This is a genomic window from Ensifer sp. 1H6 (genome assembly GCF_001976035.1).
Lineage (GTDB): Bacteria > Pseudomonadota > Alphaproteobacteria > Rhizobiales > Rhizobiaceae > Ensifer > Ensifer canadensis.
In genome coordinates this window covers 181,773-194,983 of record NZ_MOAI01000013.1, presented here as the reverse complement: position 1 = coordinate 194,983, position 13,211 = coordinate 181,773, and the positions used below count along the sequence as shown (strand labels likewise).

The window sequence follows — 13,211 nt, the reverse complement described above, 5'->3', positions numbered from 1 at the left end:
GCCACCGGCGCTCCTCTCCCCTGGCCGGCGCCCGAAAGCCTGCTGTTGAAATTCATCGCCCATCACCTCTGGGACCCGGCTAAGCGTGCCGAAGATAAAAGCCATGGCATGCCGGCAGAGGTGGAAAGCGGATTGCGCTCCAAACGCCTCTTGCGCGCCACAGGACCGCACGCCCCGCAAACCGTTCGACGCCGGCTAACAAGCTGGTCGATCCTCACCCGTTGGCGCGGCCTCATCGGTTCCTTTGACCGCCCTTCGCTGAAATCCGCCCTGCGACTGGCCGTTCGCGCCAGTGCACGGCCGCGGCAACGCAAGAGCAAAAAGGCGGTCACGGGCGATATCCTGGCGAAGCTTCTGCTCGCGTGCGCCGGCGAGCGTCTGGTCGACCTACGCGATCGTGCACTGCTTCTGGCCGCGTTCGCCTCCGGCGGACGGCGCCGATCAGAAGTGGCAGCGATGCGCGTTGAGGATCTCAACGATGAGGACCCGGTTCGGACAGATCCAAACGACGAGAAATCCCCTCACCTCTCCTGCCTGTCGATCCGGCTCGGCCGCACGAAGACGACGACGAGTGATGGCGACGAACATGTGCTGCTGATCGGCCGGCCAGTGGTTGCGCTGAAACGTTGGCTGGAGGAAGCCAATATCGAAGAGGGGCCGGTGTTCCGACGCATTGACCAATGGGGGAATATCGACCAGCGGGCGCTGACGCCGCAGTCGGTCAACCTGATCCTGAAGGGCCGCTGCAAACATGCCGGGCTCGACCCGACGCTATTTTCGGCGCATGGGTTGCGGTCAGGCTATCTGACCGAGGCTGCCAATCGGGGCATCCCGCTCCCTGAAGCCATGCAGCAGTCGCTGCACAAGTCGGTGACGCAGGCCGCTCGCTATTACAATGACGTGGAACGCAAACAGGGGCGCGCCGCCCGGCTGATCACCTGATAAGACCGCTGTCTGAAGTCGCCGACGTCGATGCATCGTTGCGGTGGTTCAGCGATCTTGCATAGTCAATTTCAGGCTTAGTGACCCCATCATTAAAGGGGCGCAGATATACGAAAGAGAGAGCAAGGGTGAACGATTGCGTTGGCGGAGAATGGTTCCACCTCGCAGGCAAGGTCGCAGAAGGACGGCAACCAGCCTTCAAATTTTCGATGCAGCGAGTTCATCATCTGCAGGGGGCTCGAACATCTGCGCCCATTTCAAGATCATCTCCTCAGAGATGCGGAAATGCGGTGGCCGGAAGCGACGCATTCCGGGCCGCCAACCGGGTTAAGATCTCTTCGATCGGCGTCGGCGCATAATGAATGATAGTGTTGGCTCTCAATTGCACAGCACGGCTGCGAAACTCGTCGCGCTCAGTCCGAGACCAGAAGCCGAAGTCCAATATAACATCAACACCTTTGCGCCCGGCTATCTCCCAGAGCAGTGCTTCTATTGCGCTGTGCCTCGTGTCGTGCTCGGGATCGTTCAGATCTTGACCGAAGAGGCGAAGATGCCACTCATCCGGCGTCAGCCGAACTGCCGGTAAGGCCCTTTCGAGTTCCTTCGCGCGCGTTGTTTTACCGGAGCCCGGTAATCCAACCATCAGATGCAGCGTCGCCAATGAGTATCCTTTTGCCTGCGCTGATTTGAGCGCGTCTTGCTGCAAGACAATATGTCGACCGGACCGTCCCTTCAACACCCTCTCCCTGCCACCCAAAGCAGAGAGATGGAATCGGCTTTGGGGCTCCGATAGGCTGCCCTTGGCCGGATGAGCTATAGCCGCGGTTGCTATCGCTCATTATTTTGGGCAAAAATGAGTTATAGAAAGGAATTCTATAGCTCATGAAATGGAACTGGACACAGCAAGGCTGGCCCGAATTCAGATTTGACGCTTCCCGGCTTGTCACCGCGGCCGTCATCAGCTCGCGCCAGCTCGAAATCGCACCGTTCGGCCAATACATCGCGATCTTCTGAGAGAGCTACTTCAGCGGCTTCCCGGATCCCTTCCACGACAGACGTTTGGAACATGAAGCCCGACCGCGCCGATTAGGAAGGTGATTCCCCGACTGATTGTACCTCGTTGCAGACGCCCACAAAGGTGCAGAGCGAGGAACCGACATTCGTCATGGCGCCACTTCACGAAAGGCGCGCGCAAGATTTTGCTCCTGGCACTTGCAAACCCTGACAGCTGTCAGGATTTCCGTTCCTCAGAACCACATAGAGAATCCGCACGAGGCCAAGCTCGACCAAGCTGAGCCAGGGCAGACGCGTTACCCCGCTCACCGAGGAAAAACGCGGTGCAAGCGCAAGCACAAACCGCCGTAAGTGCCGGCACCACTTGGCGCCCTAAACCCTGACAGCTGTCAGGGTTTAGTGTTCGGGCGCTCCCCCAACGTCCACCACCAATTGCCGTTGGATTTTGTAGTGTCATGGCACCAGTTGCTGTGAAGTGGTTCAACTCGACGAAGACCTACGAGTTCGTCCAACCAGACAACGGCGGCACAGACGTCTGTGTCGAAGCCTCAGCCGTTGAGCGCAACCAAACATCATCGCCACGACGGTCAGAACCACAATTTCGATGCGATCCAGGACCGCAAATCGGGCAGATGTCGGCTGACAATCTATGGAGTTAACTCGCGTCCCGGCTGCAAGTTTTCCATATGATTGTTATACTGCCCGGCATGGGCGTCTGTTCTACGTATTCTGCGAACTCCATATCCGCGTTCCGACACTTGCTAGCACCTTAATCGCCGCCAATCGTACCGTCTGGCGTCTCACCGATGGGGCCACGTGAAGTTTTCTAGCAGGTAATGGGAACCGGTTCGAACGTCGTTGTACAGCGCCTATATCCGCGGCGTTTGGCCTGTTCAGCCGTATCCGCCGCGCCGCGCGGAGACGACCTGAATGGTCCCAAGCGGGTTGTCGAACTCAGCCGCAGCATCGGGTGGTCCGCAGAGGCTACCTGGCTCGCGCGTGTGCATGGACGGATAAGTGACACGGGTCGTCACGAACGTGACGCACAGGGAGGAACAAATGGCCGATCTGAAGAGCGAACTGGACAGGATACTGGGACGCGTGACCTCGGGTCCGCAGAAGGACCGGGTTCCTGGGGTTGTCGCGATGGTCACAGACGCCGAAAGCAACAAATACGAGGGTGCTGCGGGTGTGAGATCCTTGGCCGACGACACGCCGATGACCACCAGCGATATCTTTGCCATCTTCTCGGCCACCAAGGCGATCGGCGGAACCGCGGTGATGCAATGCGTCGAGGAGGGGCTGCTGGACTTGGATGCTCCAGCAAAGGAATACGCCCCAGAAATCAGTGAGTTACAGGTGCTTGATGGATTCGACCCCGCTGGAAATCCGAAACTGCGCGCACCCCGAACTGAGATCACCACCCGCATGCTGATGCTGCATACGGCGGGCTTCGGGTATGACATCTTCAATGAGCACTACAACAGGCTGGCCAAGGACCACGGCCAGCCCAGCGTCGTTTCCGGCACGCGTGCGGCCCTTAAGACGCCGCTCCTATTCGATCCGGGCGAGAAATGGGAGTACGGCACCAATATCGACTGGGCCGGACAGGTTGTCGAGAGCATCCGAGGGAAACGGCTGGGCGAGGTGCTGAAAGAGCGCGTGTTCGGCCCGCTGGGCATGTCCGATATCGCGTTTACGCGTACGGACGGGATGAAGGCGCGCACAGCCACGATGCACGCACGCGGAGAGGACGGCGCACTGAACCCGATGACCGATTTTGCACTGCCGGACAACCCCCAGGTCGACATGGCAGGCCATGGCCTTTACGGATCAGTAGGGGAGTACATGAAATTCATCCGCATGTGGCTGAACGATGGTGCGGGGCCAAACGGCCAGGTGCTCAGACCCGAGACGGTGGAGCAGGCGGCAACCAATGGCCTGCAGCCACATCAGAAAGTGGTGATGCTGCCCGGAGTGATCTCCAGTCTTTCGCACGATGCCGAGCTCTTCCCCGGGCTGAAGAAATCTTGGTCCTATACCTTCATGGTCAACGACGAAGTCGCGCCGACCGGCCGTCCTGCGGGCGCGATCGGCTGGGCCGGATTGGCAAACCTGTTCTACTGGATCGATCGAAAGAACGGCATCGGCGGGTTCTGGGCGACCCAGATTCTGCCCTTCGGCGACCCTGCCTCCTTCACGGCCTACCTGGATTTCGAGACAGCAACGAATGTCGTGCAAGGCATCAAGACCGCCGCCTGAGAAACTGGGACTACGGAGGTAACCGCGATCCCATCTCCAATCACTCGGTCATCCGCGGAAGGTTTCGCAGGCGACGACTGCAGTGGCTCTCCTTGCTCGTTTCGGCAGCTGACTTGAAGACAAACTTCCACCCTTTGCGTTCGTTAAGTTGCTGGGGTAGCACGACGCGATCTGACCCTGACCTGGCATTGCGGATGGCTCCCCCAGCGCTACGAAGCCTTGAGGCCTGGGGCGCCGTTTGCTCGCATTAGTGCCATTAGCATGGGCCCGAGCGAAAACTCCCCTCGCTGCGCCTTTGTCGTCAAATTCCTGAGATAGCCGCCGGCCGAGTTGATGTGCGCTGCTCGCTCCAGGATGCAAGCCATCGTCGCGGCCGCATTTTCCGGCCCCATCACGTCGCAGGCATCCTGATAGGCGCTCGGACTGACGCCAAGCATCGATCGAACCACCACCGCGGCCGCCATCAGTTCGCGCCAGCTCGAAATCGCTCCGTCTGACCCGTACATCGCGATCTCCGGGCAGGCCTGCAACACCATTCCCAACGGAAACGCTTTTAACGGCTCGCGCTTCGGCTCTGGCTTTACCTCAGTTTTCGCCCTTAGCTCCTTTTCAGAGCATGGTTCAAGTTCATGGATGGATTCGGTATGTGAATTCTGTATGTGACGTTCAAAACCGACAGCATTGGTGCTCGTTTTTTCCGAAATCATCTGCATTTCCAGCAGATTGAGAACTTCCGACTGCAGCATCTGCATTTCATCGAGGATTACCTTCAGATCGCCGATGGTGGGTGTGCGCGGGATCCGGCCAACTAGAGCGACATACATCAGTTCAATCGCTCCCCAATCGCCAGAAGCTCTCTCTTCCATCGCTGCGGAGATCAGCTTTCGAACATCGCGCCGGCAAATCGAGAGCGTTTCCTTGACCCGACGGAACTCCGCGCGATCGGCCGCAACCTGCTGCGCCAACTGTGCCAGCTCGTCAGCGCGCGCAAGCAGGGGCGACAAGTCGAAGCCGTAAGCGTCCTCAATTTCGCCTGAGCGATCTTTGCGGGCATATCGCTTGCCGTTGGCGCTGTCCTTGCGCACGATCAGGCCCGCTTCAACAAGTGCCGCCAGATGCCGGCGCAACGTTGTGCCGGCAATGCCATGCGCTCGCACTGACAACTGTGCATTGGAGGGGAAGACAATCATCGCCCGTTCCCGAGAGAGTTCAGCCTCAGGATAGAACGTCAGCAAGGCATCAAGGACGGCAAGGGCCCGATCCTGAATTCCAAGGGACGCTCTCGCCTCGCACGCGTCGCGAAACACCTTCCACTTGTCCGCCGTCTTGCCTGGTTTGATTTCAGCCGTGGTGAACTGCCTTTTGACCAAGGCAAGCGTCATCGGCCGCCGCCCAAAGGGCGTCGTCACATTTCCACTCTGCATTTCTCTTCACCTCAAAAAGGCAAAAGAAACCCGCTCACCAAAAACGATGCCAAAGACTCTTGACTGGGATTCGTGGAAATGCGATTCTCAGATTGCTAGATATGAGGAAGGCTTCCACGACGGAAACGTTTGGGGGGCCTTTTTCTTTTGCTCAGCGTCCTTCCAATGTCTTCTCGAAATCCTGACAGTTGTCAGGATCATTCACTGTCGCGTTGGCGAGAGAACCGCTCGGCCAAGAACGGCAACTGCTCTTCCATGAATTTTATGAATTGAACGCCTAGCTTGCCCTCAGCAGAGATCCGCATTTCCTTCGGCGTACTCTTGCAAGCACCGAGCCTGGTTCCCGAAGCGTCCACAATCGGTGTCTGCTCCTGCCGGGAAACAACGGCCGGCTTGACGGCATTCAACGCACGCTGAAACCGCTGGTCCGAACCTTCGGCAATGCCGCTCGCTTTCGCCAACGCGACGCGGACGGCATCAACGGCACCTGGCTCGTCGGCAATCGCCTTCGCCAGATCCAGCCAGCGCGGTCTACCAACCTTCGGTGCGCGGCCGATCGCTTCGATGATGTCGGCTGGAACGGCGCGATAGACACTTCTCATCCGAGCCAGCTCGGCATCTTCGATTGAAAGGGCGGCGTATATGTCGCGCGGCCTAATCCCGGCATCGTCCATTCGGTAGGCAAACAGTGAACGCTCAATCCAGGTAAGATCCTGACGGTTTCCGTTCTCGATGCCCTGCGCCACCACCAGGTCGAGGTCGGACATTTCGACCTCCAGCGCGCGCACTGGCCGACTAAGTTCTCGGGCTGCTCGCCAGCGCCGATGGCCGTAAACAATCTGGTATCGGTCAACTGAAGAAGGATGACGCCGGACCTGAATTGGAACTTTCTGTCCCTCGGTCTCCATGGAGCGCTTAAAGGCCTCGAAGTCTCCGACATTGTCGTCTGGCAGACGATCCGGATAAGGAGAGGGGTCGATCGTGTCCGGATCGAGCTCGAGGATCGAACCGCCCCCAGCCTCGACAATCGCTCGCAAACGATCCCGCTCGGCACGGATGTCGTCGATGGCTCGGTGCGCAGCGCCAATCACGCCTGCGCCGACCCGGGCGATGGGAGCAGGGGAGGGCGTCTCCGATCCAGCGGGCTGATCGTTTTCCAGCTCGGCCGAAAGCAATCCGAAGTTCGCAACAATCGATTTACGGGGTGACTTGCTCATTCACGCCCCCAGCTTGAGTTGATGAGCCGTATGATCGCCTCATTGACCGCATCCACGGCTTCGCGTGCACGTTTGTGTGTGTCACGGCCAATCTGCCCCATTTCCAGTTCGTAGATCGACCGTTTGGCAAGACCTGCAGCCTCGACAGCCGTGCTTTCGATCGCCGTCGGCAATATAACGTCTGATCCAAACAGATGACGGAGCATGGCGACGACCTGCGACTGAGGCCCATCGTTGGGGTCATGCCGCGTCACCAGATACCGGATGAAATCCTGATCCAGTTGCGCGCCGCTCTCGTTCAGCACGCTGATCAGGTCCCCCATCATCAGCAGGAACTGGTTCATCGAAGCCACGTCGAGCATGGCGGGATGAACGGTGATGATCATGCTCGTCGCGGCATAGATGGCGCTGAGAGTCAAAAATCCAAGTGACGGAGGCGTATCCAGAAGGACGACATCGTAGTCGGCTTCGACTTCCGCAAGTGCGAGCTTGAGCCGTTCGAAGAAGATCGCGCCGGAGCTCGTTTTGTGGGCGAGGATGCGCGGGGTTTCGTGCTCGTACTCCATGACCTCCAGGTTGCCGGGGATCAGATCAACGCCATCGAAGTAGGTCTTGCGAATAATGTCGCGTATTGGGCGCCTTTCTGACTCGTCGTAGCGAAGCGCCGCGTAAATGGTCTCGTTGGCTCCAACGTCGAACTCTGGCTGGGCACCGAACAGAGCGGACAGCGATGCCTGAGGATCGAGATCCAGCGCCAGGACGCGGTAGCCGTTGAGCGCAAGGTAATGTGCAAGGTGGACGCAGGTCGTCGTCTTGGCGCTGCCGCCCTTGAAGTTGGCGATCGCCAGAACCTGCAAATGCTCACCGGGACGACGTCGGGGAAGAAAGCGAAGCGCCTCTGCGGGCTTTTGCTTGGCAAACAGCTCTCGCAATTCGTTGATCTGCTCGAGTGTATAGACCCGATGATTGTTTTCCAGCCTGCCCGGAACAGGGCCGCGCCCCTCACTCGACATCAGCTTCAAAGTCGAATCCGGGATGGACGTGAGCTTGGAAACTTCATTGGTCAGAAACTGACGCAGCATCTTTTCGGACTTCGGGGGATACATGCGAGTTCTGAGTTGCTGCAATTGGCTCGATAGAAGGCCCGCATGGCGCGTGATCTTGCTGCCCGCATCTTCCTTGGACGGAACAGCCGTCTCTGATCGTAATGCTATCGCCATGTATCCCTCTTGTCGGCCGACTGCCGGTTTACCGGCCATTGCCCGCTAAAAGCTAGAACACGATTCTATCAAGGGCGTCCAGGACAATAGGGTTAATGCAAGGTTAACGTCCAAGAACCAAAACGAGCTGCGGCTGGCGCTAACACTTGGATTCTTCCAGCTTTTCTCAACTTCCAGAATTGAGAGCAGGAGAGAATTACTATCACTTTTGATGGTGAAGCGGCTTCACGATCTACCGCTGGACGGCGTGCCAAGACGCCCAACGAGAGATTCACGCGAACATATATTGCAGGCTGAATGGGCAGAATAGCCGGTGCGCCGGCCCCTCACTTTTGAGACTCGCTCAATGTTTCTGTTCCTGCAAACCTCCTCGCAGTTGCGTCGGAGAGGATGAAGCCGATGAAAATCATTCAGATTCAACAACCAGCAAGTCCAGCAGAAGCTTTACTGCTGGAAGAAATGTACCGATTGCGGGGCAGGGTCTTCGCCGAACGGCTTGGCTGGAACGTCCGCATCGAAAATGGTCGCGAGATCGATCGATACGACAGGCTCGCTCCCCTCTACATCCTGGCGGTGACACCGCGCGCGGACGTTGTTGGCTGCGCCCGTCTTCTGCCAACGTCTGGCCCAACGATGCTGAGGGACACCTTTGCCGAGCTGTTACCACCCCAAGGGCTCGCCACTCACGCCCATCAGATAGAGAGTTCACGCTTTTGCGTCGATACATCGAGATCTGGGGGAGGGGGGTCTCTGCATGAAGTCACCCGCCTCATGCTCGCCGGCATCGTCGGATGCTGCCTCGTTCATGGCTTTACCGAAGTTGTGACGGCCACGGACGTGGCGTTCGAGCGCATCCTCAGACGCGCCGGCTGGCCGCTATCCCGGCTCGGCGAGCCTCGTTTGATCGGAACGACGCTCAGCATTGCCGGAACGCTGCAGGTCAATCAGGAGATCTCCGACCGGCTGCAACCGCCGGCCCGTTGCGTAAATTTCTCACGCCTTCGCTGGCCGGTGGCCTAAGCATGATCGAACAACACTCGCACCCTCGCCTCATCCGTAAGCTCAAGGACGCTCTTGGCGCTAAGCTTTGTGCCACACTCGACGATCCCGCGATCGTTGAGGTCATGCTGAACCCCGATGGACGCGTTTTCGTCGAGCGTCTGGGCCGGCCAATTGCCGACGCGGGTGAGATGGACGCCGCCACCGCTGAGATCATCATTGGGAGCGTCGCCCATATTCTGGGCTCCGAGGTCTCGCGCGAACGGCCAATCGTCTCTGGAGAGTTGCCGATCGGCGGTCACCGTTTCGAGGGCCTGATACCGCCGATCGTTGCGGCACCGATCTTTGCCATCAGACGCAAGGCGTCACGCGTCATTCCGCTCAAAGACTATGTCGATGCGCAGGTGATGACGCCTCAGCAAGCCGCATTCATCCGCAGCGCGATCAGATCCCGGTTGAACATCGTGATTTGCGGCGGAACGGGATCCGGCAAGACCACACTTGCCAACGCGGTCATTGCCGAAATCGTGGAGACGGCCCCAAACGACCGGCTCGTGCTTCTGGAGGATACGCTTGAACTGCAATGTTGCGCGCAAAACGCAGTTGCCCTTCGCACCAGCGATAGGGTTGACATGGCTTGCCTCTTGCGCAGCACCATGCGGCTGAGACCCGATCGCATTGTCGTTGGAGAGGTTCGCGATGGGGCAGCGCTTACCCTGCTTAAGGCTTGGAACACAGGCCATCCCGGCGGTGTGACGACCATCCATTCGAATACGGCCCGCTCGGCATTGCAGCGCCTCGAACAACTGACCTCGGAAGTCAGTCAGCAGCCGATGCAGACCGTCATCGGCGACGCCGTCGATCTGATCATCTCGATCGAACGAACCTCAAACGGACGGCGCGTGCGCGATCTCCTCGAGATCGGGGGCTACAGCGACGGCCATTATCAGGCAACCAGAAGGAACCGGGAGGGCGGACTGCATGCGGCTTGAACTTCATAACCTCGTAATCCCCACGGCAATCGTTCTCGTTGCCATGGCGTCACCCGCATTCGCAGGCTCCGGCGGTGGTCTGCCATGGGAGGCACCGCTCGAGCGGGTCCAGGAATCGATCACGGGTCCCGTCGCAGGCTTCATTGCGCTGGCCGCAGTCGCGATCGCCGGTGGCATGCTGATATTCGGCGGCGAACTCAACGATTTTGCTCGGCGCCTGGTTTATGTCGTGCTCGTGGCCGGCATTTTGCTCGGGTCGACGCAGATCGTCGGGCTGTTCGGCGCCACCGGCGCCTCGATCGGCACGTCTCAAGTACTGATGCCGCCGGCCCAGGCACAGGACGAACGGGGGACGGCAAATGGCTGAGCCCGCATCCAACCTGCGCCAAAACCGCATTCACCGCGCACTGTCGCGTCCGAACCTTCTGATGGGGGCTGACCGTGAGCTCGTGCTGGCGACCGGCCTTGTAGCCACGATCCTGATCTTCGTCGTGCTGACGGTTTATTCAGCAATCGTCGGCGTGATCGTCTGGACGTCGATCGTCGGCGTGCTTCGCCGCATGGCGAAGATCGATCCGCTGATGCGCAGGATTTACATTCGCCACGTCTCCTATCGCGCTTGCTATCTCGCGACCTCGTCGCCATGGCGCAGGTATTGAGGGATCCGGATGGTTGCTCTTCGCACTTTCAGGCGCACCGGTCCCTCCTTTGCTGATCTCGTGCCCTATGCCGGGCTCGTTGACAACGGGATCGTGCTTTTGAAGGACGGCTCGCTGATGGCGGGTTGGTACTATGCCGGACCGGACAGCGAGAGCTCGACTGATCACGAACGCAATGAGATAGCCCGGCAGATCAGTGGCGTTCTGTCACGGCTTGGCTCGGGCTGGATGATCCAGGTGGAAGCGATCCGAATGCCGACCAAAGATTACGCCTCGGCCGGTTCGTGCCACTTTCCAGATCCTGTCTCACGCGCGATCGATGAGGAGCGCCGCGCCCATTTCGAACGGGAGAGGGGCCACTTTGAAAGCCGTCATGCCCTGGTCGTGACCTATCGGCCACACGAGGAGCGTCGCACCCGCTTCAGCAAATATGTCTACTCCGACGACGCAAGTCGAACACGGTCGTTTGCCGATACGGTACTCCAGACATTCCGACGCACGGTCGGCGAGGTCGAGCAATATCTGAGCAGCACCATCTCGATCCGCCGCATGGTGACGCGCGAAGTCGAAGAAGCCGGAGGCTTCAGGATTGCGCGCTATGACGAGTTGCTGCAGTTCGTGCGCTTCTGCATCGCCGGCGACAATCACCCCGTGCGGCTGCCCGAGATACCGATGTATCTCGACTGGATTGCGACCGCGGAACTTCAGCACGGTCTCGCACCGACCATCGAAAATCGCTTCCTGGCGGTCGTCGCTATCGATGGGTTCCCGGCCGAAAGCTGGCCCGGCATCCTGAACAATCTCGACCTCCTGCCGCTCAGCTACCGCTGGTCGTCGCGCTTCATCTTCCTCGATGCGGAGGAGGCCCGCGCGCGGCTCGAGCGCACGCGCAAGAAGTGGCAGCAAAAGGTGCGCCCGTTTTTAGACCAGCTGTTTCAGACCCAAAGCCGCTCTGTCGACCAGGACGCCTTTGCCATGGTCGTCGAGACCGAGGAGGCGATCGCGGAAGCGTCCTCCCAGTTGGTCGCCTACGGTTATTATACCCCAGTCGTCGTCCTCTTCGACGAGGATCATGATCGCCTGAAGAGCAATGCTGAAACCGTGCGTCGCCTAATCCAGGCCGAAGGCTTCGGTGCACGGATCGAGACATTGAACGCGACGGACGCCTATCTCGGCAGCCTGCCGGGCAATTGGTACGCGAACATACGCGAGCCACTGATCAATACGCGCAATCTCGCCGACCTGATGCCCTTGAACACCGTCTGGTCCGGGAGCCCGGACGCCCCATGCCCATTTTATGCGCCGGGCGCGCCGCCTCTCATGCAGGTCGCCTCCGGCTCTACGCCTTTCCGTTTGAACCTGCATGTCGACGATGTCGGGCACACACTTGTTTTCGGGCCAACGGGCTCAGGAAAGTCGACGCTGCTTGCTTTGCTCGCGGCCCAGTTCCTGAGATACGAAAACGCTCAGATCTTCGCGTTCGACAAGGGCAACTCACTGTTGCCGCTGACGCTCGCAACGGGTGGCGACCACTATGATGTAGGCTCTGATACCGCCGACGGCCGACAACAACTTGCCTTCTGCCCGCTCATGGAATTGGCCACGGATGGCGATCGCGCCTGGGCTTGCGAGTGGGTCGAGACGCTGGTCCAGTTGCAAGGCGTGCCGATCGCTCCCGATCATCGCAATGCCATCTCCAGGCAGGTCGCCCTGATGGCCGCGGCGCCGGGTCGCTCGCTTTCTGATTTTGTCAGCGGCGTGCAAAATCGCGATATCAAGGACGCATTGCATCCCTACACCGTCGACGGGCCCATGGGCCAGTTGCTGGATGCGGAAACAGACGGTCTATCGCTCGGCACCTTCCAGACGTTCGAAATCGAACAGCTGATGACCCTGGGTGAGCGTCATCTCGTGCCGGTGCTCACCTATCTTTTTCGCCGGATAGAGAAGCGGCTGACGGGCGCACCAAGCCTCATTATCCTCGACGAGGCCTGGCTGATGCTCGGTCATCCGGTCTTCCGCGAGAAGATCCGAGAGTGGTTGAAGGTCCTGCGTAAGGCAAACTGCGCCGTCGTCCTGGCAACCCAGTCGATTTCCGACGCGGAGCGATCCGGCATTATCGATGTGCTGAAGGAAAGCTGCCCGACGAAAATTTGCCTGCCGAACGGGGCTGCCCGGGAACCAGGAACCAGGGAGTTCTACGAGCGCATCGGCTTCAACGACCGCCAGATCGAGATCGTCGCGATGGCTCTGCCGAAGCGCGAATACTATGTCGCGTCGCCTGCGGGACGACGGCTGTTCGATATGGCGCTCGGCAGCGTCACACTCTCATTCGTTGGCGCAAGCGGGAAAGACGACCTCAAGCGCATTCGCGCCCTTTACGACGAATTCGGGCCGCAGTGGCCGATCCATTGGCTCCAGACGAGAGGACTTCACGATGCCGCATCGCGTCTCACCCTACCGTAGGGTGCTGCCTGTTTCC

11 protein-coding genes and 1 pseudogene are annotated in these 13,211 nt (G+C 59.3%); 8 read left to right on the top strand and 4 right to left on the bottom strand.

All coding sequences use genetic code 11. The features are described 5' to 3' along the window. On the top strand, positions 1-942 hold a 942-nt coding region (locus BKP54_RS17435; RefSeq protein ID WP_084814677.1), incomplete at its 5' end, for a site-specific integrase. A gap of 271 nt (positions 943-1,213) precedes the next feature. On the opposite strand, the gene BKP54_RS17430 is transcribed toward BKP54_RS17435, so the two are convergent. Next, on the bottom strand, positions 1,214-1,678 hold the full coding sequence (locus BKP54_RS17430) for an ATP-binding protein (protein ID WP_245317854.1): 465 nt from the start codon (positions 1,676-1,678) through the stop codon (positions 1,214-1,216). A 733-nt stretch (positions 1,679-2,411) separates the two neighbouring features. On the opposite strand from BKP54_RS17430, the pseudogene BKP54_RS37315 reads away from it, so the two are divergent. Beyond that, a pseudogene (locus BKP54_RS37315) lies at positions 2,412-2,519 on the top strand (cold-shock protein); the annotation flags it as partial. A gap of 496 nt (positions 2,520-3,015) precedes the next feature. Next, positions 3,016-4,218 (top strand): serine hydrolase domain-containing protein, encoded by a 1,203-nt coding sequence (locus tag BKP54_RS17420; protein WP_084814665.1) that lies wholly within the window; start codon positions 3,016-3,018, stop codon positions 4,216-4,218. 209 nt (positions 4,219-4,427) lie between these two features. Here BKP54_RS17420 and repC read toward each other — a convergent pair whose 3' ends face one another. The 3 genes from repC to repA all read right to left on the bottom strand — a co-directional run bounded on the left by repC (position 4,428) and on the right by repA (position 8,079). Continuing rightward, positions 4,428-5,642, bottom strand: a complete 1,215-nt coding sequence (gene repC / locus BKP54_RS17415) for a plasmid replication protein RepC (protein WP_084814664.1) — start codon at positions 5,640-5,642, stop codon at positions 4,428-4,430. A gap of 197 nt (positions 5,643-5,839) precedes the next feature. Beyond that, positions 5,840-6,859 (bottom strand): plasmid partitioning protein RepB, encoded by a 1,020-nt coding sequence (gene repB / locus BKP54_RS17410; RefSeq protein WP_084814663.1) that lies wholly within the window; start codon positions 6,857-6,859, stop codon positions 5,840-5,842. Next, positions 6,856-8,079 carry a plasmid partitioning protein RepA gene (gene repA / locus BKP54_RS17405; protein WP_084814662.1) on the bottom strand — a complete coding sequence of 408 codons (1,224 nt, stop codon included), beginning with the start codon at positions 8,077-8,079 and terminating at the stop codon, positions 6,856-6,858. The genes repB and repA overlap by 4 nt, the downstream gene beginning before the upstream one ends. Before the next feature lie 399 nt (positions 8,080-8,478). Here repA and BKP54_RS17400 point away from each other — a divergent pair, with 399 nt between their 5' ends. From BKP54_RS17400 to BKP54_RS17380, 5 genes are read left to right on the top strand one after another with little or no spacing between them, the layout of a single operon-like run. Next, positions 8,479-9,099, top strand: coding sequence for an acyl-homoserine-lactone synthase (locus BKP54_RS17400; protein ID WP_084814676.1), 621 nt, complete (start codon positions 8,479-8,481; stop codon positions 9,097-9,099). 2 nt (positions 9,100-9,101) lie between these two features. After that, positions 9,102-10,070, top strand: a complete 969-nt coding sequence (gene trbB / locus BKP54_RS17395; RefSeq protein WP_084814661.1) for a P-type conjugative transfer ATPase TrbB — start codon at positions 9,102-9,104, stop codon at positions 10,068-10,070. Beyond that, on the top strand, positions 10,060-10,437 hold the full coding sequence (locus BKP54_RS17390; RefSeq protein ID WP_084814660.1) for a TrbC/VirB2 family protein: 378 nt from the start codon (positions 10,060-10,062) through the stop codon (positions 10,435-10,437). Before trbB ends, BKP54_RS17390 begins: the two co-directional genes overlap by 11 nt. Continuing rightward, the gene (locus tag BKP54_RS17385) at positions 10,430-10,729 is read left to right on the top strand and encodes a conjugal transfer protein TrbD (RefSeq protein ID WP_084814659.1); all 300 of its coding nucleotides are present in this window, start codon (positions 10,430-10,432) and stop codon (positions 10,727-10,729) included. The genes BKP54_RS17390 and BKP54_RS17385 overlap by 8 nt, the downstream gene beginning before the upstream one ends. Positions 10,730-10,738: 9 nt before the next feature. After that, positions 10,739-13,195, top strand: coding sequence for a conjugal transfer protein TrbE (locus tag BKP54_RS17380; RefSeq protein ID WP_084814658.1), 2,457 nt, complete (start codon positions 10,739-10,741; stop codon positions 13,193-13,195). Positions 13,196-13,211 lie beyond the last annotated feature (16 nt).